Source organism: Dyella sp. (assembly GCF_036568765.1).
In the GTDB taxonomy this organism is placed as follows: Bacteria; Pseudomonadota; Gammaproteobacteria; order Xanthomonadales; family Rhodanobacteraceae; genus GSA-30.
Map to the genome: position 1 here is coordinate 30,833 of NZ_DATCRY010000119.1, position 23,260 is coordinate 54,092.

A 23,260-nucleotide genomic window follows, 5' to 3' on the forward strand; every position below is an offset into this window, starting at 1 on the left:
CGAGCGCGAAAGGAAGACGCTCAGGCGCGATGGTAGGGATGCCCTGCCAACAAGGTGGTGGCGCGATAAAGCTGCTCGGCCAATACCAGCCGTACCAGCATGTGAGGCAAGGTCAGCGGCCCAAGCGACCAGCTTTGGTCGGCACGCGCCAGGACGTCGGGCGCATGACCATCCGGTCCGCCGATCAGGAAGGCCAGGTCGCGGCCTGACATGCGCCATTTCGCTAATTGCGCCGCCAATTCCTCGCTGGACCACGTCTTGCCGCGGCCGTCGAGAGCGACGACATGGATGTCACGCGGCAAGGCGGCAAGAATGGCCACGCCTTCGTCGTGGACCGCTCGCGTATCGTCACGGCCTTTACCGCGCACACCGGGCTTGAGCTCGATCAATTCCAGCGGCAAATCATGGGAGAGCCGCTTGCGATACTCGGCGAAACCTTCCGCCACCCACGCAGGCATGCGTTCACCGACGGCGATCAGACGGGCGCGCATGACCATCTGCCGGATACCAGGAAAACAGGAGGTCTGCGCCGTCGTCGCGACGACGCGCAAGCGAAGCTCTGCGCGATCAAACCGCGCTCAGGGCTTCGTTGTCGGCATCGCGGTCGCCCACGGTCCACAGGCGCTCCAGGCCGTAGAACTCGCGGATACGCGGCAGCATGACGTGCACGATGATATCGCCCAGATCCACCAGGACCCATTCGGCTTCACGCTCGCCTTCCACGCCGAGCGGCATCACGCCCGCCTTCTTGGCGAACTTGACGACTTCGTCGGCAATGGATTTGACGTGGCGAGCCGAGGTGCCGGAAGCGATCACGAGCAGGTCGGCGATAGAGGTTTTGCCGCGGACGTCGATTTCACGAATGTCCTTGGCTTTCAGTTCTTCCAGCGCGTCGATGACATGCTGGCGAAGAGGAGTGGCGTTAGCCGTTTTGCGTTGTGCGATCGGACTCAAGAGTGAGGGCCTCATGGCTTGCTTCGCGCCGGATGAGCGCGGGTGCAGTATAACGCCCCTGTTTGACAGCCACGTCAAGCCATTCGATCTAGGCCGGCACGCGCCTGGCTGTATTCACGCATCAGCACGGCGACCAGCTCGGCCGCCGGCATCGGTCGAACCAGACTGGCGGCCTGCCCGCACCATTCCGAGAGCAGGTCGCCACGCCCTGCCGCCGCCGCGGCCCGGCGCAAGGGGGACGTGAGTGCATTCAGCACCGGGTACGGCGGCAAGTCTTCGGGACGGTTCGGCATGGCCTGGACGTAGCGGTTACGCAGGCCTCGCGCCGCCTTGCCCGAGAAGCTGCGGATGGTCGTGACCTGATCCTCCCGCACGGTTTGCAGGTCGCGCTTCCAGGCGGCAGCCGCCGAGCTTTCCGGGCATGCCAGAAAAGCGGTGCCGAGTTGGCTGGCGGCGGCGCCGAGGATTTCGGCAGCGAGCATGGCGCGCCCGTCCATGATGCTGCCCGCTGCGATCAGGGGAATATCGACGGCACGGGCCGCCAACGGCAGCAATGCGAACAGGCCGATCAGAGCGTCCTCGGCAGCGTGCATGAAGGTGCCGCGGTGCCCGCCTGCCTCGGCGGCCTGCAAGCTGACCGCGTCCGCGCCCAGGTCTGCCCAGGCCTTGGCCTCGGCGACAGTCGTGGCCGTGCCGATCACATAGATGTCCAGGCGCTTGAGAGCGCTCAACTGCTTAGGCGTCAACAGATCGAAGGCAAAGCTCGCCACCGGCGGCCGGGCCTCGCGCAGGGCCGCCAGTTGCTCGCTGAACGGAAACGCCCAGCGCTCCGGCAAGCTGGTGCGCACATCCAACCCCTCCTTGACCATCAGCGCGTCGAGTCGTTCGCGGATACGAGTGACCTGCCCCGCATCGGCGGTGAATTCATCGGCCGTCACGAACAGATTGATGGCGTAAGGCTGCGCGGTCAGCGCACGAGTACGCGCAGCCTGCTCGAGGATGGCCTGAGGGCTGAGGTAACCGGCGCCCAATGAGCCAAGGCCGCCGGCATTGCTGACCGCGGCGACAAGTTCCGGCGTCGTCGAACCGGACATCGGCGCCTGAATGAGGGGGTGATCGATGCCGAGCCGTTGAGCGAACGGAGTACGCACGAGAGATCCTTTCCCTGGGGATGGGATAGCGGCATTAAATCATGCCGCAGCGCGCCATGCGCCAGCAGCGTGCACGAAAAACCCCCTCGCCTCACGGCAAGGGGGTTCTGAAAGAGAAAGCTTGTATTGCGAAGGATTACTTGGCCGTCGAGCTGGATGCAGGTGCGGTGGACGAGGACGCGGCCTTGTGATGCTTCTTGTGCTTGGCAGGCTTGGTGGTGCCCGAGCTCTTCATGGCATCGCTGCTCTGCGTCGCGCTTGAGCTGGAAGCGCTCTGGGCCATGACAGGCGAAACGGCCAGGCCGAGGAGAAGCGCGGTTGAAGCGGCGAGCACGGCGTAGCGAGAAACTTTCATGGTTACTGTCTCCTGAAACGGTGAGTAGTACGTGCGGCGGATCCCGCCCCCATGACGTACGGCCCTTCCGTAGGTCCGCACACGTCGATGCCAGGCCGTGCCCCTGTCCTGACCTGCTCGAAGTGAGGCACAGGGTAAACCGCACGCACCGCTTGGCAACCCACCCGCGCATTAGCCGTTCAGGCTAAATACGACCGCAAGTTCTTGCTTTGCAAGGATTTAACTTTGGATGGATCTAACGAGGCTGGAGCAGGCGACCGCCCATGGCGGCGTTGACTCCGATTACCAGCAGCACGGCGACGACATGCATGGCCAGATCGGATGCCGATGCATCGATCGGATGAAAAATACCCAGCAGGCCCGCCGAGGCCGACGCGCTGGCCAAGCCGATCATGGCCGCCGCGCGCACCGGATGAAGGGGAAAAGCACGTCGCAGCAACACAATGAGCAGTATCGAGAGCGGAACAGACAAGGCCACGATAAATACCAGGCAGTCGGCCGATGGCACGCTCAGTGGCGCGGAGTCCGGTGTCAACCAATAGCGCATGCACCCCCAGCCACTGGAGCCCAGCCAGACCAGGAGGCTCGGCAAAGGCACCAGCATCCAGGCCCGGCTGCTACCCGGCACGGCGAGCGCGAAAGCCGCCCAGCCGGCAGCAATGCAGGTCGCGAAAGCGGCGAGCGCCGAGCAGGCGACATCCGGCGCCCGCTCCCAGCGCTCCATCATGCCGCCCAGGCCATAGCGCCACAGCAGATACGCGGCAATCGCCGCCACCACCACGGCCCAGCCGGCGGCGCGCCGACCGGGAGACAGCAAGCGCCGTACCGGCGCCGCCTGGGCACCGAGCGACTTGATCAGGCTGTCGATGGAAGCCGGGTCGGACATGAGCGTTCAGGAACCTCCGTGCAAACGTTGACGCAGCGTCTTGAGCGCGCGATGCAGATTGACCTTCAGCGCACCGGTGTTGCGGCCGGTCCGCTCGGCCGCTTCGGCCAGGGAATGTTCTTGCAAGCCCAGCTGCTCGATTGCCTCGCGCTGTCCCGGCGGCAGCTCGGCGACCGCGCGGCGCAGGCGCGCCGCCTCTTGGGCGCGTTCGGTCTCACCGGCAGCATCGTCGGCATCCGGATGCAACTCGACCGCCAGCGGGTCATGAATCTCGCGCGCGTCATGCCGCCCGTGGCTGCGCAGGTAATCGATCGCGCGGCGCGTGGCGATCGCCGCCAGCCAGGCATCGTAAGGACGCGCCGGGTCGTAGGTATGGCGCACACGATGAACTGTCAGCAAGGTCTCCTGGACGACATCGTCCAGTGCATCGACAGCCACACCCTGGCGGCGCGCCACCGCACGGATCAAGCCGACCGAATCGGCGAGCACGCGCTCGTATGCGCGGCGATCGCCATCCTGGGCAGCCGCCATCCACGCAGAGCGCCGCTGCGAAGCCTGCTCTTGGGTGGTGGGGGTGTCGGCAGACACACGGGTCCTGGAACTCGCCCGAGGGGCAAAGTCGATATATAGACCTATTGTGCCGGCAGTCGTCAAGCTGGCCATCGCTAACCTTTGTCGTGTTCCGCAGGCTTATTCGACGCATGCTTGTCGAGGGTTACACCGTGCATCGAAGTAACCGCCGTTCGCCGGCCACCGAAATACCCATCGAATCGTTCGAAGGACATGCTCCATGCTTATCCTGTTTCTCGCCTACCTGGGCGGTGCGCTGACCATCCTCAGCCCGTGCATCCTGCCGGTACTTCCGTTCGTGTTTGCACGTGCCGATCGGCCTTTCATGCGCAGCGGCCTGCCGATGCTTATAGGTATGGCACTGACGTTTGCTCTCGTGGCCACGCTTGCCGCGATCGGCGGCGGCTGGGCGATCCATGCCAACCAATATGGCCGAGTGATAGCCATGGTCGTCCTGGCCGTGCTCGGCCTGACTCTGATCTCCTCGCATATCGCCGAATGGCTGACACGTCCCTTCGTCGCCTTGGGTAATCGCCTGTCGCAGCGCTCAGACGAGCATGACTCGGTATTTTCGGCGGCGGGCCTCGGTATCGCCACTGGCCTGCTCTGGGCGCCTTGTGCCGGCCCGATCCTCGGCCTGCTATTGACTGGCGCGGCACTGAACGGCGCGAGCGTGCAGACCACGCTACTGTTGCTGACCTACGCGGCGGGTGCCGCGACATCGCTGGCGTTGGCCTTGGCGATCGGCGGCAAGGTTTTCGCGCTGATGAAGCGTTCGCTCGGTGCCGGCGAATGGGTGCGGCGCGCGCTGGGTGTACTGGTACTGGCGGGCGTCGCGGCAATTGCCTTGGGACTGGATACCGGCGTGCTCACACGTGTTTCGTTGGCCAGCACCGGTGGCCTCGAGCAGCGGCTGGTCGAATGGGTACGCCCCGCACCCGCACCGCAACCCGCACCGAAAGCAGGCGAGCCTTTGCCGGTGGAAGGCACGATGCCTTCGCTCGATGGCGCCACGCAATGGCTCAACAGCGCTCCGCTGACAGCGGCCTCGCTGCGCGGCAAGGTGGTACTGGTCGATTTCTGGACTTATTCGTGCATCAACTGTATTCGCGCGCTGCCCTACGTGCGTGCCTGGGCGGAGAAATACAAGGATCACGGCCTGGTGGTGATCGGCGTGCATTCACCGGAGTTCGCCTTCGAAAAGATTCCGAGCAACGTGAGCGACGCAGTCAAGAAGTTCGATATCTCCTATCCGGTTGCCCTGGATAACGACTACGCGATCTGGAAAGCCTTCAGCAACGAATACTGGCCGGCGCATTACTTTATCGACGCGAAAGGGCAGATACGGCATCACCATTTCGGCGAAGGCGAGTACGAACAGAGCGAGGACGTTATCCGTCAACTGCTGACCGAGGCTGGCTATACCAATCTTCCTGGTGGTCATGTGCAACCCAATGCGAAGGGCGCGGAGGCAGCCGGCTCAGGCGACTACAGCCGTTCGCCCGAGACCTATGTCGGTTACGCGCGCACCGCCAATTTCGCGGGTCGCATCGCTCACGACGATAGCTGGACTTATACGGCGCCGGCGATATTGGAAGGCGGGCAGTGGACGCTGGACGGTCGCTGGACTGTTCATGAAGAAGACGCGCAGCTCGACAAGGCGGGCGGTCGCATCGTCTACCGGTTCCGTGGCCGTGATCTGCATCTGGTGCTTGGCCCTGGCGACAAAGGCAAGCCGGTGCGTTTCCGTATACGTATCGACGGCAAGGCCCCGATGCAGGACCACGGTTCGGATATCGATGCCGAAGGCAACGGCACCGTCACCAAACAGCGCCTGTATCAGTTGATCCGACAAGCCAACGGCAGTGGCGAGCGCTTGTTCGAGATCGAGTTCCTCGATCCGGGTGTGAAGGCCTACGCCTTTACCTTCGGCTGAGCAAACAAGAGGTACATCATGAGTGACACATCGTTTCGTGCGGACCGCCGCCGCTTCATTCTCGGCACACTGGTCGGTGGCGGCGCGTTGGTGGCCGGCGGCCTGGCTTCGCTGCAGCTGTTTGCACAGGACAAGAAGCCTGTCGCCGCGTTGCCACCCCAACCTGCCGCCGGCAAAGATGTCCTGTTGCAATGTTTTGCAGACGACGACGGTCGACGCTTAGGGCCATGCCATGTGCAGAAGCTGGTTCTGACGGATGCTCAGTGGCATGAGCGTCTTTCTGACGATGCTTACTATGTGATGCGGCGAGAGGGTACCGAGCGTGCTTTCAGCGGTCCGCATGAAAAGCCGGCCGTGCCTGGGCTGTATCGCTGCCCAGGCTGCGATACAGCGCTGTACGACGCAGCCACACAGTTCGATTCGGGAACGGGATGGCCTAGCTTCTGGCAGCCGATCGCCAAGGAGAATGTGATCGAGCGGCGCGATAACAGCTTCGGCTGGGAGCGGACAGCGATCAGTTGTGCCGGATGCGATAGCCATCTGGGGCATGTATTCGATGACGGCCCACGGCCAACCGGATTGCGCTATTGCATGAATTCGGTGGCGTTGCGGTTTGTGCCACGCAAGGTGAGTTGAATAGTCCTCTCACCCCGAGCCTCGCTGGGTCTTATGGGGCGTGTGAGGAGGAGTAAGCAGTGAGTGAGAGCGCCGAACCAGCCAGGCTTTCCAGAGCCATCTCCCTCTTACTCCTCGCTTCTCTGCATTCACTCCTGGGAAGAAATGGGAGGTGGGGCGGCTCACCCCTCACTGCCGATACGGTGCCAACAGCGCCGGGTCGTCGAACAATCCTGCCGGCAGCAAATAACGCGGATCGCGTCCATCGGCAAGCAACTCCCGGATGCGCGTGGCCGAAATCTCCAAGGGCGTCACTTCCAGCTCAACGACTTTGCCTGCCGGTAGATCGTGCAGCACTTGGACATCCTCCACACGGCGCGGCGCGATCTCGAACGCCAGTTCCACCGACCAGGCCACGTCGATCCCCGGCCGATTCAGCACGCCGATATGCGCATAATCGAAAAGCTCACGCCAACCATGCCAGCTCGGCAGGCCAGCGAACGCATCGGCACCCAGCAGCAGTACCAGCGGCCGCTCGCCTTGCTCGGCACGCAGTTCGCGTAAGGTGTCGATGGTGTAGGAAGGACCTTCGCGCCGCAGCTCGCGTGTATCCAGCGTCAGTCGGCGCTGGCCTTGCAGGGCGGCTTGCAACATCGCCACACGTTGTGCTGCCGACGCGGTCGGTGCATGACGATGCGGCGGCACGTGGGCCGGCATCAAGCGCACCTCGGCGTCGAGCAATTCAGCCGCCTCCCAGGACACACTCAGGTGACCCAGGTGGACCGGGTCGAACGTGCCGCCGAACAAGGCCAAGGGTTTCATCTTCAGCCCATCGCGTGCGCCGCGCGCGGTTCGGCAATCGAAGCAATCAGGCGCTCGGCCTCTAACCAGGGATCGCCACCTTCACGCCCTTTGGCCATGCGGTCGATGCGCGCGGCGCGCGCCAGACATTGCAGCCAGTGCTCGCGCGGTGCACGGCGCAGCGCCTTGCGAAACAGCTGTTCACGTGCCGGCCACAAACGCTCTGCACGCGCCTGCGCGGCGAAATCGTGCGCATTGGCCAGGCGTAGCGCCAACTGCAACTGATTGACCAGCCACCCCATCAATGCGATCAGCTCATCGCCTTCGGCATGCAGGCCAGCCAGGATGCGCAGAGCGCGACCGCCCTCGCCGGCAAAAGCGGCATCGGTGAGCTTGAAGGCATCGTAGCGTGCGCTATCGGCGACCAGGTGCTCCATTTCGTCCGCATCGATGCGACCGCCTTGCGTGTGGAGTACTGCGAGTTTGTCGATTTCCTGGGCGGCGGCCAGCAGATTACCTTCCACGCGCTCGGCTAGCAGCGCTACCGCATCGGCGGTCGCCTGCAAGCCACGCGAGGCCAGGCGTCCACCGATCCATGCATTCCACTCGTTCGGCCGCGGCGCGTTGAACACCACCAGCGCGCCGGCGGCATCGACGTGCTTGGTCCAGACCCCTTCGTGCTTGTTGCTCCAATCGATCGCCGTGATCAGAAGGGTTACGTCCGGCGGCGGCGCGGCACAGAATTCGCCGATAGCCTTGGCGCCCTCCGTGCCCGGGCGACCGGTCGGTAAACGCAGGTCGAGCAGACGGCGGGTGGCGAACAGCGACATCCCCGCAGCAGCGCGAGCCAGATCGTTCCAATCGAAATGACTGCCGACCTCCAGCACCTCGCGCTCGGCATAGCCGAGCTTGCGCGCCTGCGCACGCAGAGCATCGGCGGCCTCGAGTACCAGTAGTTCCTCGCCGGCCAGCAAGTACACCGGCCGCAAACTGTCTCCGGTCAGCGACTTCTGCCATTGCGCGGGATTGAGCGGCATGACTAGCGATTCAGTGCGTTTCGCTAGCCGGCGTGACAGGCGCTTCTTGATGCTTGCCAGCCGCCTGCAGACGGAAAAGGATCGCCTGCACCATGTCGTCGATCAGACTGCGCTCGATCTGATCGATCTGCGAAGCGTTACCGATCGTGTTGAAGGCGTCGTAGCTGAACTCGCGCGACATGTTGATGGTCTGCGGCGGCAGCAGCGGCAAAGCGTTCATGTCATTGACGCTGAACTGCACGTTGTAATGCACGGCGTATTCCGTCACGCGCGCATCGCCGCCGACGGTCAGCGTATCGGTGGTGAAGGCCGCCACCGGGATATTGAGTTCGGCAATGCCCGTCCCCGATTGATCCTCGACCGTGACACCGGACGCGGCCAGCGAACGGCTGAGACTGCGCTGCAGATCGCCGGTACCGACGATATGTACGCGCTGCATGCTCGGCGGCAGGCTCGCACCGCGACGCAGATGAAATCCGCATGCCGTCAGTGCAAGCAGGGACAGCAGCAACAAGGCTTTGGACATGCGGCTCATGAATTTCATCCTGCAACGATGTTGACGATCTTGCCCGGCACCACGATCACCTTGCGCACGGTTTGGCCTTCGAGGAAGGCGGCCACCTGCGGATGCGCGCGGGCCAAAGCCTCGGCCTCGTCCTTCGAGGCCTGGGCGGACACCTCGATGGTACCGCGCAATTTGCCGTTGACCTGAACCGCCAGCGTCAACGAATCGCGAACGAGGGCGGATGCGTCGACCTTGGGCCAAGGCCGGTCTTCCAGCAGGCTTTCCGGATGCCCCAGCACCTGCCACAAGGCATGGCTGACATGAGGCACGACCGGGTTGAGCAACAGCACCATGGTTTCCAGGGCTTCATGACGCACTGCCCGGCCCTGCTCGCTGTCGTCGCTGAACTTGCCCAGCGCGTTGAGCAGCTCCATCAAGGACGCGATGGCGGTGTTGAAGGCATGGCGGCGGCCGAAATCGTCGCCGACTTTCTGGATGGTCTCGTGCACCTGACGGCGTAGCGCTTTCTGCCCGGCATCGAGTGCGGCCGGATCGACATCCGCATGATCCGGACCCGATGCATGTGCGGTCACTTCGCGCCAGAAGCGGCGCAGGAATCGCGCCATACCTTCGACGCCGGCCTCGCTCCATTCCAGCGACAACTCCGGCGGCGAGGCGAACATGGCAAACAGGCGTACGGTATCGGCGCCGAACTTGTCGACCATCGCTTGCGGATCGACGCCGTTGTTCTTCGATTTGGACATCTTCTCGATGCCGCCGATCGCCACCGGCTTGCCGTCGGCGCGCAGCACCGCTCCGGTGACGCGACCGCGATCGTCGCGCTGCACATCGATGTCGGCCGGGTTGTACCAGTGCTTGGCACCGTTGGCCTCTTCGCGATAGAAGGTCTCGGCGATCACCATGCCTTGCGTAAGCAGGTTCTTCACCGGCTCGTCGCTCGAGACCATGCCCTCGTCGCGCATCAGCTTGTGGTAGAAACGGAAATACAGCAGGTGCAAGATGGCGTGCTCGATACCGCCGATGTACTGGTCGGCCGGCATCCAGTAATTGGCGCGCTCATCGACCATCGCCTTCGCGCCAGGGCTGGTGTAACGCGCGACGTACCAGCTCGATTCCATGAAGGTATCGAAGGTGTCGGTTTCACGCTCGGCCGCACCGCCGCACGCGGGACACGTCGTCCGGCGCCACGCCGGATCGGCCTTGATCGGCGAGACCACCCCGGAGAAAGCGACGTCCTCAGGCAGCACCACGGGAAGTTGATCTTCCGGCACCGGCACTGCGCCGCAGCTCGGGCAATAAATCACCGGAATCGGGCAACCCCAATAGCGCTGGCGGCTGACGCCCCAGTCGCGCAGGCGCCAGTTCACCCGGCGCTCGCCCTTCCCGGACGCACCTAGCGTATCGGCGAGGAACTCGAACGCTTCGCGGTAGTTCTTTCCATCCATCGCACCGGAATTGACCACGCGCATGTCGGCGCGGGTCTTGTCCGTGTACCAATCCTGCCAACGGCCCGCATCGAAGGTCTCGCCCTCGCAGGCGATCACCTGTTTGATCGGCAAGCCGTACTTGCTGGCGAACTCGAAATCGCGCTCGTCATGGCCGGGGACGGCCATCACCGCACCGGTGCCGTAGCCCATCAGGACGAAGTTGGCCACCCAGATCGGCACCGGCTCGCCGCTGACCGGATGGTTCGCGAACAGGCCGGTGGCCATGCCGCGTTTTTCCTGGGTTTCCAGCTCGGCCTCGGATACACCGCCATGCTTGAGTTCCGCCAGAAACGCGGCCAACGCCGGATTGTTCGCGGCGGCCTGCTGCGCCAACGGATGCTCGCCGGCAATGGAGACAAACGTCACGCCCATCAGCGTGTCAGGGCGTGTCGTGAAAACCGTCAGCGGCTCGGCCTCGCCTTGCACGGCGAAATGGATTTCCAGGCCTTCGGAACGGCCCAGCCAGTTACGCTGCATGGTCTTGACCGCATCGGGCCAGCCATCGAGCGTGTCCAGCCCGTCGAGCAATTCCTGCGCATACGCGGTGATCTTCAGAAACCACTGTGGAATCTCACGCTTTTCCACCAGTGCACCGGAGCGCCAGCCACGGCCGTCGATCACCTGCTCGTTGGCCAGGACGGTCTGGTCGACCGGATCCCAGTTCACCACCGCGTTCTTGCGATAGGCGATGCCCTTTTTCATCAACCGCGTGAACATCAGCTGTTCCCAGCGGTAATACTCGGGCCTGCAGGTGGTGACTTCGCGCGACCAGTCATAAGCAAAGCCCATGCGCTGCAATTGCCCGCGCATGTGCTCGATGTTCTGGTAAGTCCATTTGGCCGGCGCAGTGTTGTTCTTGATCGCGGCGTTTTCCGCCGGCAAGCCAAATGCGTCCCAACCCATCGGCTGCAACACATTGCGGCCATTCATGCGCTGGAAGCGGCTGATCACGTCGCCGATGGTGTAGTTGCGCACATGGCCCATGTGCAATGCGCCGGAGGGGTACGGCAGCATCGAGAGGCAGTAATACTTCGGCTTATCCGAAGCCTCGTTCACCTCGAATGCATGCGTATCGGCCCAATAGCGCTGGGCCGTCGCCTCGACCGTCTGCGGGTCGTAGCCGGCGGTGGTTTCCTGACTCTGTTCCTGGATGTCCTGCATGTGTCTTGGGCGCCGAAGTTGCTTGCGCGGCTTGGCTCGGCAGGCGGTCTGCCGGCGCGCCGCGGGGAACGTAGCAGACTAGCCGAGCAGGCGTCCGCAGCCAAGTCTGGCGCGGCATCGCCAGGGTGTGGTTGCCTCGCGGGAAGGCACCGGAGAGCGGCGCCTCAAGGGCAGGCCGCGACCTGCCCTGCTGCGAACGGGCCGGCCGCAGTAGCGATACGGTCGGCCAATTGGGCCAGCAATTGCTGGTGTCCCTGCACCAGGGCCGCGTAACCGCCCCCCACCTGGGCGGTGACCTCAGTAGTGCAGGACAGCGTCTGGCCACTTTTAAGCGTACGCAGGCTCCAGGCCGCATCGATCAGGGCATAATTGCCGGGTGCCGAATCGAAACGGCGCACATCCACTTTGATCCGCAATACCGGGGTATCCCCTGCCGGCAGCCCGGTCACGTCCTGGGTGTGTAGCGTGCGCGCCAGGTCGGCGGACAGTGCGCCGCGCACCTCGTCGGCCATCGGTGCGATCCAGCGTTCGCCCTCGAGCACCTGCATGCCCTGGTCGCCGCTGCGGACGACCAGCTGCGGCTGGTCGACCTGGGCAGGAACGCCGACCGGCAGAAGCTCGAACTTGAAGGCTGCCGGCTGCGAGGCGATCGCCGCTTGGGTGGCCGTGGGCGCGTAACCGCCCGCAGGCGGCACCAAAGTGTAGTAATGCAGCGGCGCCGAAGCACAAGCGCCGAGCGCGACGGCCGAACCCAATGCCAAGATGCGGTATCCGAGGCGAATCATGGCTTGCTTCCTTTGGCTGGCGCAGCCGGCGGCGGCGCGGAGTCGGCCTTGCGGCCGCGGATCAGGGCCTCCGGATGGCCGCCCAGATAATCGGTGAGCACACGCAGCGAGCGAGCGGCACGCTGCAGTTCCTGCAAGGTATCGCCCAGGTTCTGCTGCAACGGCGAATCGGAGGACAAAGCGTTGTTGGCCGTGCCCAACGTCTGCTGCGCCCCCTTGAGCGTGTCGTTGAAGGCCGGCAGTGTCTTGCCGTTGACCTGCTTCAAGGTGCTATCCAGTTCGGCCAGCGTCTGATCCAGGTGCTTGCCGATGCTGTCGAACGGAATCTTCTGCACCTTGTCCACGATCACGCCCAGTTGCTCCTGCAGTTTGTCGAAGCTGCCCGGCGCCGTCGGAATCTGCAAGGGCTTGGCGTTGGCATCGAATTCCACCTTCGGCGCGTTCGGCACGAAATCCAGGGCAATATAGAGCTGGCCGGTAAGCAGGTTACCCGAGCGAGCCTGCGCGCGCAGACCGTGCGCGACCAGCTGACCCATCATTTGCGCCAGGTCGGCATCTTCGCCACGCGCCTGCGCGATCGCCACCAGCTTATCGTGCACGCGACCGAGGCGCTGCGGATAGACCACGGCGCCGACCACCAATGGGAAACGCTGAGTCTTTTCGTCGTAATCGAGGTTGATCGAAACGACGCGGCCGATATTGATGCCCTGGAATTCGACCGGCGCATCGATCGCCAGCCCGCGCAACGAATGATCGAATCGCATGCGGATATAGCGCGGCTCGCCATCCGGCGGTGCCATGGCGGTGACCTGATCGTTGAACAACTGGAACTGGGCATCTTCCGCCGCCGGCGTGGCATCGTGCGGCCCCGAAGGATCCTGGAAGGCTACGCCGCCGGCCAGTACCGTCGCCAGCGATTGCGTATTGAGCTTGAGCCCGTTCGCACCTAACTGTACGTCCACGCCACTGGCATTCCAGAAGCGACTGGATTTGGTCACGAAGCTGTCGTTCGGACTGTCGATGAAAATCTGCAGCGATACGCCCTTGCCATCGCGATCGAGCTGGTAGGACGCCACGCGCCCGACCTGGATACGGCGGAAATAGATCGGCGAACCGATATCCAGCGAACCCAGGTCGTCCGCATGCAAGGTGAAACTCTTTCCAGGTGCGCCGTGGGTGATCGCCGGAGGGTTTTCCAGGCCGGTGAACTCGTCCTGCCTGTCTTTCGACTCGCCCACATCCGCGCCGATGAATGCACCCGACAGCAAGGTGTCGATGCCTGAAACGCCACCCAGGCCGATGCGCGGACGCACTACCCAGAAACGTGTGTCTTTGGTGGCGAAGTTTTCGGCGCTCTTTTCCAGCTCTACCTTGACAATGACGTGGCTGCGGTCCTGGCTCAGGCGAATCGTGCTGACCTTGCCGATCACCACGTTCTTGTATTTCACTGGCGTCTTGCCGGCCTCCAGGCCCGAAGCGGTCTGGAAGCTGATTGAAATGGTCGGACCGGCCTTGACCCAGGCATTGATGACCAGCGACAAGCCGACCAGGGCCGCCAGGATCGGCAGCAACCAGATCGCCGAGGCGCTCAGGCGACGACGCTTGCGCACCGTCGGCTCTGGCAGCCCACCCTCGCCTTGCGACTTCGTGTGGTCAGTCATTGGCTTCCTTACTGTCCCAAATCAAACGAGGATCGAAACTCATCGAGGCAAGCATCGTGAGCACCACGGTCAGGCCGAAGTACACGACGCCCGGCAAAGGCTCGACGAGGCTGAAGATGCCGAACTGCACCAGGGCGGTCAGCAACGCTACGACGAAAACATCCAGCATCGACCAGTAGCCGATGAATTCCACCAGCCGATACAGCTTGGCACGCTGGCGCTGCGCCCAGGCCGTTTGCCGTTGCGAGCTGATCAGCAGCACGCTCATCGCCAGGAACTTGAGCATGGGCACCACGATCGAGGCGGTAAAAACGATGATCGCCAGATCCGGCGAGCCCTTGACCCACAGTTCGATCACACCGCTCAGAATCGTATTGTCATCGATGTCGCCGAGGCTGGCCGTGCGCATGATCGGCAACACGTTGGCGGGGATATAGAAAATGAAAGCGGTGATCAGCAACGCCCATGTACGCATGTAACTGGCATGCTTGCGCCGATGCAGCGGCGCACCGCAGCGTGGACAAGCCGCATCGTCCAGGTCGGGCCGATCGCGGCAGACCAGACCGCAGACATGGCAGCCAATCAGCCCCAATTCGTGCGCTCGCGGCAGAGTGCTCATGCGGGCTCCGCCTCGGTCAGGTCCCACAGGCGACGCATGTCCACACCGGCGAAGACGGTGATCATCACCATCAACCCTGCATAAGCGAAAATACCCGGATCGGGGACCACTTCAAAATACGCATGCGCCTTGACAATGGCCACCAATGCGCCGAGCACGAACACTTCGCTCATGGTCCAGGGCCCGACATAGTGCAATGCGGTCATCGCGGCTACGAAACCCGGCGCACGCTTGCCGCGATAGGCAAAGAACAAGACCCAGCCGAGCGTGAGCATCTTGACCAGGGGAAAGAAGAACAGCGTGGCGGCAGCCAGTACCGCGACTACCTGGGAATGATCGTTCCACATCATGATGATCGTGCCCCACAGCGTAGTGCTGATCATCTGTCCATTCAGGCCCAAGGTCACGATCGGCCAGATATTGGCCTGCACGAAGATGACCATGGCGGTCAGTACCAGGGCCAGCATCCCGCGCGTACCGATCGCCTGATGGCGCTCCAGGATCGCGTCGCAGCGCCGGCAGCGCGCAGTTTCGCCGCGTGCAAGCTCGCGTCTGCGATGAACGGTATCGCAGTGCTCGCAAATCATCAGATTGTAGGTGTCCTTGCCGTCCAGGGCCGGATCGGGTGCGCTCATGGCGCAAGATTCTCGCAAATATTGATGACCGGCGGGCAAACCGATGACGGGCCGGTCACCGGCTCTTGATATGCTGTGTACCGCCCAGATTGTCTACGGCATCGAACAGGAGCCTCAGAAGTGACCAGCGCCACCGCCCCCACCCATGTCTTCGACGTCGGCCAGGAGAATTTCGAATCGGAGGTGCTGCAAGCCTCGCTGGAAGTCCCGGTCTTGATCGATTTCTGGGCCGAGTGGTGCGGCCCTTGCAAGACATTGGGGCCGATGCTGGAAAAGCTCGCCGCCGAGTACAACGGCGCATTCCGCCTTGGCAAGGTGGATGTGGACAAGCACCAGCAGTTGGCTGCGATGTTCGGCATCCGCTCCATTCCTACGGTCATGCTCGTGAAGGATGGGCAAATCGCCGATGGCTTCGCTGGTGCGCTGCCGGAAGGGCAGTTGCGCGAATTCCTCTCGCGGCACGTCCAGCCTCTGGACGGCGCAGCCAACGATGTCGAGGAAGCGCCGGCGGAAACCGCTGCCGACACGGTCGCGCGTCTGCGCGCGGAGGTCATCGCCTCACCGGACCGCCCCGAATTGAAACTCGACTTGGCGCTGGCGCTGATGCGCGATGGCCAAGCCGATGCAGCCGAGGCCGAACTGATTGCCCTGCCCGCGAATCTGGCTACCGACGCACGAGCGGTACGCCTGCGTAATCAACTCGAGCTGGCCCGCTCGCTCGATGGCGCCCCAACATTGGCGGCGTTGCGCCAACGCGTCGAAGCCGACGCTGGCGACTGGGAGGCGCGTGACCTGCTCGGCGTGCGACTGTTGTTGGAAGGAGAAGCCGCCGAGGGCCTGGAGCAATTCCTGACCATCCTTGGAAAGGCTCGCGACTGGCGCGATGGGCAAGCCAAGAAGCGCTTGCTCGCGGCTTTCAGCACCCTGGACGATACGGATCTGGTGGGGCGGTATCGGCGGCGAATGGCTTCGCTTGTCTTCTAGATAACAGCGCCTTGAGCCGCTCCCGATCCAGGAGCGGCTTCAGCCGCAGGCCGGGCCAGTCGGCATGAAACATACTCATGCGTATGGTAGTCTCCGGTCCTGCCCCTCCAGCCGACCGACCATGCGCGCCTCCACCCTCCGCCACCTGATGAACCTGTGGCCGCCCTATTTCTTCAACAGCATCCGCGTACTCGCTCTTAGCGACGACTGGCGACAAGCGCGAGTGGTGCTGAAGCTGCGCCCGTGGAATCGCAACTACGTCCGCTCGCAATTCGGCGGCAACCTGTTCGCCATGGCCGACCCCATGTTCATGCTGCTGGCGATGCACCGGCTGGGCCCGGATTACTACGTCTGGGACAAAGCCGGCGAGATTGAATTTATCGCGCCGGGACGAAGCCACGTGTATGCCGACTTCTCCATGGACGATGCGGCTATCGAGCGTCTGCGAGCGGCAGCAGCCGGCGGCGAAAAAGTGCTGGAATGGTTCGAGACCGAGATTCGCACCGCCGCCGGTGAACTAGTCGCCAAGGTACGCAAGCAACTCTATGTCCGACTGAAACCTCGCGCCCGCTAGTTTCATTCGTGCTCGAAGCGGGCAATCTCGTCGAGCGCGGCCTGTGCGTGACGCAAGCTGCCGCCCACCGTGCTCTCATCGATCTTGCGCGCCAGCACGGCACGGTCCGGATCGCGCGACCAGCGATAGAACCACACCGTCGCCAGCAAGCCCAGCACGCCGACCGCTAATTGTATCCAGACGACCGACGGCGCAAAGACCAGGATGGTTCCACGGGTGAGCACGACAAGCAGCGGCGCTGTCAGAAACCACCATGGCAAGCCGACCACGCATGCGCCGGCTATCGCGTAGGTCTTGCGCAATTGGGACAACTGCCGCTGGATCAGCAACACCGGTGCGGCATAGTCCAGGCGTGCGATCTGCGCCAGCGTCATCGCACCGAGCACGATCATGCCGATGCAATACAGATGCATCGTCAGCCCGGCGATCAGCATCGCCGGCTCGCGCCAGTGCGTTATCCAGATCGGCGCGAAAAACAGCGCACCGGCCAGGCCGACAATCAGCTGGATCGCCTGCCCCCAAACCAGCGGCCGCAATCCCCGCCGCATCTTATCGGACCGACTATCGCGGTAAATCTGCACATTGAAAGCGTGCTGCTGTTCCAGGCGACGGTCCAACATCTGCCAGGCCTGCTTGAAGTCATCCAGTTCCATGTTCATGCCCTCGTCAACATGTCCGCTGCGGTCATTTGCCCGCGCAGCTTCTGCTTGATGCGATTGATCTTGGTCGCAACATTGGTTTCGCTGATGCCTAGAATCTCGGCGATCTCCGCATAGCTGCGATCTTCGAGATAAAGCAGGATCAACGCCCGATTGAGCGCATCGAGCGCGGCGATGAAGCGATACAAAGCCGTCAGGCGCTCGTCGGGCTCGCCATCGGCGTCCTGGGCAAGGTCGGCGAGATGATGCGCTTCCAGCGGTTCGACGCGAGCATCGTCGCGCCGGCGGCGCCGTTGCGAGATCGCCACGTTAAGGGCGATACGGTAAAGCCAGGTGGAAAACTTAGCCTTGCTCTCGTCGTAGCTACCGAACGCCCGCCACATCTGCACGCTGATCTCCTGCTCCAGATCGAGCCGGTCCTCGAGCGTAGAGGCGTAGATGCCCGCGACCTTGACGATCAGGCCACGGTGCTCCCGCAACCTTGTCGCAAATTCGTGCTGGTCGATCCGCCTGGCCATGAGCCCTCATCGTTTGCCTCTTACCATCGATAATTCGCAGCTCACGGAAAAAAATCACAGGACGCCGGCAGGCAGCCAAGCCCCTACAATGGCGGCTTCCCCGGTACGGCAAACTTCCCCATGACGCACCTGCGCATCAAACGCTACCTGATTACCGGCCTGCTGACCTTCATTCCGCTCTGGGTGACCTGGGCGGTCTTCAAGTTCGTCTTCGGGCTGCTCGCCGGTATCGGCACACCGCTGGTCTCCGCCCTGCTCAGGGCGGCTTCGACGCATTCCCAGGACGTAACGGCGGCCTTGCACGATAGCTGGGTCACGCCGGTACTGGCCTTGCTGATCACCGTCGTGGCCATGTACCTGCTCGGCTGGCTGGCAACGCGTGTGGTCGGCCAACGCCTCCTGCAGGCCTTCGACGGTCTGCTGGCACGCATTCCGCTCGTCCAAACCATCTATGGCGGCACCAAAAAGCTGATGGCAGTACTGCAGCAGAAGCCTTCGGGCCTCCAGCGAGTGGTACTGGTCGATTTTCCGCGCAATGGCATGAAAGTGCTTGGCTTTGTCACGCGCGTCATGATCGAAGAGGGTACCGGGCGCGAAATCGCCGCGGTCTATATCCCAACCACACCGAACCCCACCGGCGGCTATCTGGAGCTTGTACCGGTCGACGAACTGACGCCGACCGACTGGACTATGGACCAGGCCATGGCTTTCATCATTTCTGGCGGAGCCGTCGCACCCGATACCCTGCCCGCTTCGCCCTCCCTATCCGCTACCGAGAACCGTGAATGAAGCTGTGTCCGCTTGCCTTGCTTGCCCTGCTTAGCCTGGCGCCAACGATCCAGGCGACCGACTGGACCACACCCGCCGAAGCGGCGCATTTTCGCACCACACCGAGTTATGCCGATACGCTGGCCTATCTCGATCGCCTGGTTGCCGCCGCGCCCGGCAAACTCAAGCTTGAGCAATATGGAACCAGTCCGCAGGGCCGTCCGATGGTAGCGGTCATCGCCAGCGCTGACGGTACGTTCTCGCCGGAGGCGGCGCGAGCGTCGAACAAACCGGTCGTGCTGGTGCAGGCGGGCATCCATCCCGGCGAAATCGAAGGCAAGGATGCCGGCCTGATGCTGCTGCGCGACTTTGCCGTGGCCGGCAAGCTGCCCCATCTGCTGGACCATGCGGTGCTGATATATATCCCGGTATTCAGTGTGGACGGGCACGAAAATGCCAGCCCGTACCACCGCATCAACCAGAACGGTCCGGACAGCATGGGCTTTCGCGGTCAGGCGCAATACCTCAATCTCAATCGCGATTACATCAAGGCCGATGCGCCCGAGATCCAGGCTTGGCTCAAGCTCTGGCAGCATTGGCTACCTGACTTCTTCGTCGACGTACACACTACCGACGGCGCCGACTATCAATACGACCTGACCTGGTACACCGAGGATCCGCACAAGCTCGATCCTGGTGTGGCGGCCTGGCAAAAGCACCTGATCGTCGATCAGGCGTTACCCGCATACGAGAAGCGCGGTCACCTGGCCTCGATTTACCTGGAGTTCGTGGACGGCCGCGACCCGCGCAAGGGCATTGAGAATTTCGGTTCCGGCCCGCGGTTCTCGACCGGTTACGTCGCGTTGCAGAACCGCCCGGCATTGCTGATCGAAACGCATATGCTCAAGCCGTACGAGGTGCGCGTGCGCGGCACGTACGACCTGGTCGAACTATTGCTGGAAAATATCGGCCGCGACCCTGCCGCGCTGCTGGCCGTCAATCGCAAGGCCGATGCCGCGGTAGTCGCCCGCGCGGACGATGCCGGCGCGAGCGTGCCGTTGACCTTCAAAGCCGATCCCAAGCCGGAGCCCTATGCGCTCAAGGGCTATGCTTTCTCGCTTACCCATAGCGACATTTCCGATACGCAGTGGATTCAATACGACCCGAGCAAACCCAAGACCTATAGCATCGAGAACCGCAACGGTCTGCTACCGGATATCTCCGTGGCGCCACCGGCGGCCTATGCAATACCTGCCCAATGGACCGACGTGCTCGCCAGGCTCGATGCGCACGGCATTGCGTATCGGCGTCTCGACCATGCGCAGAAGATCGCCGCCGCAAGTTATCAGCTCGATCGCCCGCAGTGGGCCAGCAAGCCTTTCGAAGGCCACCTGATGCTACGTGACTTTGCGTTGACGCCCGCAACACGGGAGGTCGAGCTGCCTGCCGGGTCGGCGATCGTGCCCTTGAACCAGCGCGCCGCCAACGTGGCGATCGAGTTGCTCGAGCCGCAGGCTCCGGATTCGCTGCTGCACTGGGGTTATCTCGACGCGATCTTCGAGCCGAAAGAATACGGAGAACCACGTGTGCTGGAAAAGCTTGCCCGCGACATGATGGCGAAAGATCCGGCACTGAAGGCTGCGTTCGAACAAAAACTCAAGGAAGACCCGGCATTCGCCAAAGACGGTAACGCGCGGCTGTTCTATTTCTTCCAACGGTCCCCCTGGTACACCGCGCAGGATGTCGGCGCGTATCCGGTGCTGCGGCTGAATGCCGACCAGACCAAGACATTGATGAGCGAGTCGCATTAGGAATGCATGTGAACACATTGGAAATCTGGCTGATCCGCCACGGCGAAACCGAATGGAGTCGGTCCGGTCGGCATACCGGCAGCACCGACGTGTCGCTGACGGAGCATGGCATCCAACAGGCACGCTCGCTCGCATCCGCGTTGGCCGCGCAGACCTTCGATCGCGTCTTCACCAGCCCCATGGGACGCGCCATCGCTACCTGTCGCGAAGCGGGTCTTGGCGATGACGCAAGTATCGAGCCCGACTTGCACGAATGGAATTATGGCGACTACGAAGGCCGCACTACGGCGGATATCCGGCAGAGCGTGCCCGATTGGACGGTTTGGAATGCACCGACGCCTAATGGCGAGACCCTTGCGCAGATCCAGAGGCGTGCCAACGCATTGATCGATCGCCTGCTCGCCTTGAATGCAGGACGCATTGTGCTGTTTTCGCACGGGCATTTTTTACGCGTGCTCGCTGGGTGCTGGATGACCGGACAAGCCTCCATGGGGGCCCATCTGCTGCTGGATACGGCGACGATCAGCGTATTGGGATATGAACGGGAGAGTCGTGTGTTGAAGCGGTGGAACCTGTCCCCCGGAAGCGCGTGAACAGGCGTGAGGAGCAGGAAGAGCGGAAGGCGCGGCACGTCCAGGCCGCTCTCTATCCCCTCGCTCCCCCCCACTCGTTTCTTGGTGGACAAGACACTACGCCACCACCTCGAACGGCCGCATCATCTCGTTCGCCTCGTGCTCGAGCAGATGGCAATGCCACGCATACCGTCCCACATAGCCGTCGAATGTCACGATAATGCGCGTGACCATTCCGGGATAGGCTTGCACCACGTCCTTCCAACCCAGTTCGTGCGCCGGCGGCACTTGCCCCGCTCCCTTGTAGCGAAGCGTCCTGGAATCCATCCAGGTGTCGATATCGAACGGACGGCGATCGAGCACCTGAAAGCGCACGAGATGCAGATGGATCGGATGCGTATCTTCGGTGAGATTGACCAGGCTCCAGATCTCGGTCGACCCCAACTTGGGACGTTCCGTAACTGGTTCGTGCCAACGCTTGCCATCGAGCAACATCAGCATCGGCTCGGCTGTGCAGTCGGAATATTCGTCCAGAGTCAGTACTCGCGTCGTTACCGCCGTTGACTCAGGCGTACGCGGCACATCGCGCAGCTTCGTCGGCACCTGGCTGGTATCGCGCGCCGCAGCACTGCCGGCCCGAAACTGCATGATCGGCAAAGCGTCGTTCATCAGCTCGATGCTTTGCCCTGCCATGCCGGCAAAATCGATCACCAAATCGGCACGCTCCCCCGGTGCCAGCGACAGGCTGGTCTGAATGACGGGCGCCGCCAACAAACCTTGATCGCTACCGATCTGCACGAACGGCTTGTGTCCACGCAAGCTCAAACGGAAAAAACGCCCATTGGCCGCATTGAGCACACGGAATCGATAGCGCCGTGGCTGCACATTCAGATGGGGCATCAAGGCGCCATTGACCAGCATGACGTTACCGAAGACCTCTGGCACCCAGGGCGTATCGGGTTGGCCGGACACCGGGTAGTACAGCTGGGCGTCTTCGGTGATCAACCGATCGCAGAGCACCAACGGAATCTCTTGCTCCCCCCGCGGCAGGTTCAAAGCGAACTCGTGCTTGTCGCGAACCAGGGCGAGGCCGAACATGCCTGCGTAGATATTCAGACGATTGATACCCATCGCATGGTCGTGATACCAGAGCGTGGCGGCATCCTGCTTGTTCGGATAATCGTGCACCCGCGACTTGCCCGGCACATACCAATCGTCCGGGTAACCATCGCTCGCGGTAGGTGTACGGCCGCCATGCAGATGCACGATAGCGCGCACTTCCGGCCGATCCGCTTCCGCGCCATGGATATGGCGATCGATCGGCAGGAAATGCCTGGCCGGCAACTCGTTGGGAAACGCCACGCGTAGCAGTTGGCCGCTTTGCATCTCCAACGTAGGCCCAGGCATACAGCCACCATACGTCCACACGCGTGTCGGCTTGAGCTCCCGATGCAGCCGTTGCTCGGTCTCGCGCATGGCAACCCGCAGGGTCTCACCGTGCGCGGCGCGTAGTACCGGCGGTATCGGCAGGGGATCGACAAAAGGTGTGAGCCGCGCCGGATCGAGCAGCGGCGGCAATTTCTCCGGCACGGTGGCGGCGTGCTTGCACAGCGAACTGCCAACCATCTCGCCGGCCGGTATCTTCATGTCGTGCGCCAACAGGCGTGCGGGGACCGCGCCGGCCGCAAGGCCGAGCGCGGTCATCTTCAGCACACGACGCCGCGTCAAATCCAAGATGCGGATATCCTTGTCGAACGTGTTCCTTTACAGCTTGCAGTCATGCATTAGCCCAGCTTGACGTTCTGGTGCAGCCGATGATTCCACGCTTCGGGCGCATTGAACGGGAAAGGCCACCACCACGGACGCTGCGGCTGACCGGTCTGCTCGTCCAGGATCAGCTTGCGCTCGAAAATGAACGGCTGATGGAAATCGAACATGGTGTCGATCTTACCCGCCACCGCATCGAACGAGCCACCGCCAAGGCGCTTACTGCCCAGCCAGTTATCCTCGATGAAGCGCGTGATCGAGCTCTGGTCGGAGACGTTATGGTCGACGAAGTTCTGTCTGGCCCAGGGCGAGACGACGAGCAATGGCAGGCGCGGACCGTAACCGCAGCGGCCTTGCGCATGACGCGTGCCGTTGTTGACGCCCGGCAGGGTGTCGCGCGCATCGCATGCACCCACACCGTCCAGCGC

Annotated in this window: 25 protein-coding genes; 7 read left to right on the forward strand and 18 right to left on the reverse strand. The window is 62.8% G+C overall.

The window, feature by feature from the left end:
- Nucleotides 1–20: 20 nt before the first annotated feature.
- The 6 genes from rlmH to VIM98_RS08510 form a co-directional block, all read right to left on the reverse strand.
- The gene (gene rlmH / locus VIM98_RS08485) at nucleotides 21–491 is read right to left on the reverse strand and encodes a 23S rRNA (pseudouridine(1915)-N(3))-methyltransferase RlmH (RefSeq protein WP_331992659.1); all 471 of its coding nucleotides are present in this window, start codon (nucleotides 489–491) and stop codon (nucleotides 21–23) included.
- 76 nt (nucleotides 492–567) lie between these two features.
- A complete protein-coding gene (gene rsfS, locus VIM98_RS08490) occupies nucleotides 568–969 on the reverse strand; it encodes a ribosome silencing factor (RefSeq protein WP_331992660.1) in 402 nt (133 codons plus the stop codon).
- 59 nt (nucleotides 970–1,028) lie between these two features.
- Nucleotides 1,029–2,105, reverse strand: coding sequence for a nitronate monooxygenase family protein (locus VIM98_RS08495; RefSeq protein WP_331992661.1), 1,077 nt, complete (start codon nucleotides 2,103–2,105; stop codon nucleotides 1,029–1,031).
- Between the two features lie 136 nt (nucleotides 2,106–2,241).
- The gene (locus VIM98_RS08500; RefSeq protein ID WP_331992662.1) at nucleotides 2,242–2,460 is read right to left on the reverse strand and encodes a hypothetical protein; all 219 of its coding nucleotides are present in this window, start codon (nucleotides 2,458–2,460) and stop codon (nucleotides 2,242–2,244) included.
- A 235-nt stretch (nucleotides 2,461–2,695) separates the two neighbouring features.
- Complete coding sequence (locus VIM98_RS08505) at nucleotides 2,696–3,346, reverse strand: NrsF family protein (RefSeq protein WP_331992663.1); 651 nt, start codon at nucleotides 3,344–3,346, stop codon at nucleotides 2,696–2,698.
- Between the two features lie 6 nt (nucleotides 3,347–3,352).
- Complete coding sequence (locus VIM98_RS08510) at nucleotides 3,353–3,934, reverse strand: RNA polymerase sigma factor (protein WP_414650203.1); 582 nt, start codon at nucleotides 3,932–3,934, stop codon at nucleotides 3,353–3,355.
- Between the two features lie 202 nt (nucleotides 3,935–4,136).
- Here VIM98_RS08510 and VIM98_RS08515 point away from each other — a divergent pair, with 202 nt between their 5' ends.
- Nucleotides 4,137–5,852 carry a cytochrome c biogenesis protein DipZ gene (locus VIM98_RS08515; RefSeq protein ID WP_331992664.1) on the forward strand — a complete coding sequence of 572 codons (1,716 nt, stop codon included), beginning with the start codon at nucleotides 4,137–4,139 and terminating at the stop codon, nucleotides 5,850–5,852.
- 18 nt (nucleotides 5,853–5,870) lie between these two features.
- Nucleotides 5,871–6,488: a peptide-methionine (R)-S-oxide reductase MsrB gene (gene msrB, locus VIM98_RS08520; RefSeq protein ID WP_331992665.1), complete on the forward strand. Its 618-nt coding sequence runs from the start codon at nucleotides 5,871–5,873 to the stop codon at nucleotides 6,486–6,488.
- 168 nt (nucleotides 6,489–6,656) lie between these two features.
- Here msrB and nadD read toward each other — a convergent pair whose 3' ends face one another.
- The 8 genes from nadD to VIM98_RS08560 all read right to left on the reverse strand — a co-directional run bounded on the left by nadD (nucleotide 6,657) and on the right by VIM98_RS08560 (nucleotide 15,179).
- Nucleotides 6,657–7,289: a nicotinate-nucleotide adenylyltransferase gene (gene nadD, locus VIM98_RS08525; protein ID WP_331992666.1), complete on the reverse strand. Its 633-nt coding sequence runs from the start codon at nucleotides 7,287–7,289 to the stop codon at nucleotides 6,657–6,659.
- 2 nt (nucleotides 7,290–7,291) lie between these two features.
- Entirely contained in the window at nucleotides 7,292–8,305 is a 1,014-nt protein-coding gene (holA, locus tag VIM98_RS08530; protein ID WP_331992667.1) for a DNA polymerase III subunit delta, read from the reverse strand.
- A 10-nt stretch (nucleotides 8,306–8,315) separates the two neighbouring features.
- Nucleotides 8,316–8,840: an LPS assembly lipoprotein LptE gene (lptE, locus tag VIM98_RS08535; protein WP_331992668.1), complete on the reverse strand. Its 525-nt coding sequence runs from the start codon at nucleotides 8,838–8,840 to the stop codon at nucleotides 8,316–8,318.
- Between the two features lie 5 nt (nucleotides 8,841–8,845).
- The gene (leuS, locus tag VIM98_RS08540) at nucleotides 8,846–11,479 is read right to left on the reverse strand and encodes a leucine--tRNA ligase (RefSeq protein ID WP_331992669.1); all 2,634 of its coding nucleotides are present in this window, start codon (nucleotides 11,477–11,479) and stop codon (nucleotides 8,846–8,848) included.
- A gap of 164 nt (nucleotides 11,480–11,643) precedes the next feature.
- A complete protein-coding gene (locus VIM98_RS08545) occupies nucleotides 11,644–12,264 on the reverse strand; it encodes a PqiC family protein (RefSeq protein WP_331992670.1) in 621 nt (206 codons plus the stop codon).
- Nucleotides 12,261–13,925 (reverse strand): intermembrane transport protein PqiB, encoded by a 1,665-nt coding sequence (locus VIM98_RS08550; protein ID WP_331992671.1) that lies wholly within the window; start codon nucleotides 13,923–13,925, stop codon nucleotides 12,261–12,263. Before VIM98_RS08550 ends, VIM98_RS08545 begins: the two co-directional genes overlap by 4 nt.
- Complete coding sequence (locus VIM98_RS08555; protein WP_331992672.1) at nucleotides 13,918–14,544, reverse strand: paraquat-inducible protein A; 627 nt, start codon at nucleotides 14,542–14,544, stop codon at nucleotides 13,918–13,920. Before VIM98_RS08555 ends, VIM98_RS08550 begins: the two co-directional genes overlap by 8 nt.
- Entirely contained in the window at nucleotides 14,541–15,179 is a 639-nt protein-coding gene (locus VIM98_RS08560; RefSeq protein ID WP_331992673.1) for a paraquat-inducible protein A, read from the reverse strand. The genes VIM98_RS08555 and VIM98_RS08560 overlap by 4 nt, the downstream gene beginning before the upstream one ends.
- A gap of 120 nt (nucleotides 15,180–15,299) precedes the next feature.
- Between VIM98_RS08560 and trxA the strand changes: the two genes are divergently transcribed.
- Complete coding sequence (gene trxA / locus VIM98_RS08565) at nucleotides 15,300–16,163, forward strand: thioredoxin (RefSeq protein WP_331992674.1); 864 nt, start codon at nucleotides 15,300–15,302, stop codon at nucleotides 16,161–16,163.
- Nucleotides 16,164–16,284: 121 nt separating this feature from the next.
- Nucleotides 16,285–16,737: a DUF4442 domain-containing protein gene (locus tag VIM98_RS08570; protein ID WP_331992675.1), complete on the forward strand. Its 453-nt coding sequence runs from the start codon at nucleotides 16,285–16,287 to the stop codon at nucleotides 16,735–16,737.
- Nucleotides 16,738–16,739: 2 nt separating this feature from the next.
- On the opposite strand, the gene VIM98_RS08575 is transcribed toward VIM98_RS08570, so the two are convergent.
- Nucleotides 16,740–17,390, reverse strand: a complete 651-nt coding sequence (locus VIM98_RS08575; protein ID WP_331992676.1) for a serine/threonine protein kinase — start codon at nucleotides 17,388–17,390, stop codon at nucleotides 16,740–16,742.
- 2 nt (nucleotides 17,391–17,392) lie between these two features.
- Nucleotides 17,393–17,914: an RNA polymerase sigma factor gene (locus VIM98_RS08580; RefSeq protein ID WP_331992677.1), complete on the reverse strand. Its 522-nt coding sequence runs from the start codon at nucleotides 17,912–17,914 to the stop codon at nucleotides 17,393–17,395.
- Nucleotides 17,915–18,034: 120 nt separating this feature from the next.
- On the opposite strand from VIM98_RS08580, the gene VIM98_RS08585 reads away from it, so the two are divergent.
- The 3 genes from VIM98_RS08585 to VIM98_RS08595 are packed head-to-tail and all read left to right on the forward strand — an operon-like array spanning nucleotide 18,035 to nucleotide 21,086.
- On the forward strand, nucleotides 18,035–18,703 hold the full coding sequence (locus tag VIM98_RS08585) for a DUF502 domain-containing protein (protein ID WP_331992678.1): 669 nt from the start codon (nucleotides 18,035–18,037) through the stop codon (nucleotides 18,701–18,703).
- Nucleotides 18,700–20,493: a M14 family metallopeptidase gene (locus VIM98_RS08590; protein ID WP_331992679.1), complete on the forward strand. Its 1,794-nt coding sequence runs from the start codon at nucleotides 18,700–18,702 to the stop codon at nucleotides 20,491–20,493. Before VIM98_RS08585 ends, VIM98_RS08590 begins: the two co-directional genes overlap by 4 nt.
- An 8-nt stretch (nucleotides 20,494–20,501) precedes the next feature.
- Nucleotides 20,502–21,086 (forward strand): histidine phosphatase family protein, encoded by a 585-nt coding sequence (locus VIM98_RS08595; RefSeq protein WP_331992680.1) that lies wholly within the window; start codon nucleotides 20,502–20,504, stop codon nucleotides 21,084–21,086.
- Between the two features lie 96 nt (nucleotides 21,087–21,182).
- On the opposite strand, the gene VIM98_RS08600 is transcribed toward VIM98_RS08595, so the two are convergent.
- Entirely contained in the window at nucleotides 21,183–22,799 is a 1,617-nt protein-coding gene (locus VIM98_RS08600) for a multicopper oxidase (protein WP_331992681.1), read from the reverse strand.
- Nucleotides 22,800–22,849: 50 nt separating this feature from the next.
- Nucleotides 22,850–23,260 (reverse strand): alkaline phosphatase family protein (locus VIM98_RS08605; protein WP_331992682.1); only part of this gene is annotated, 411 nt, incomplete at its 5' end.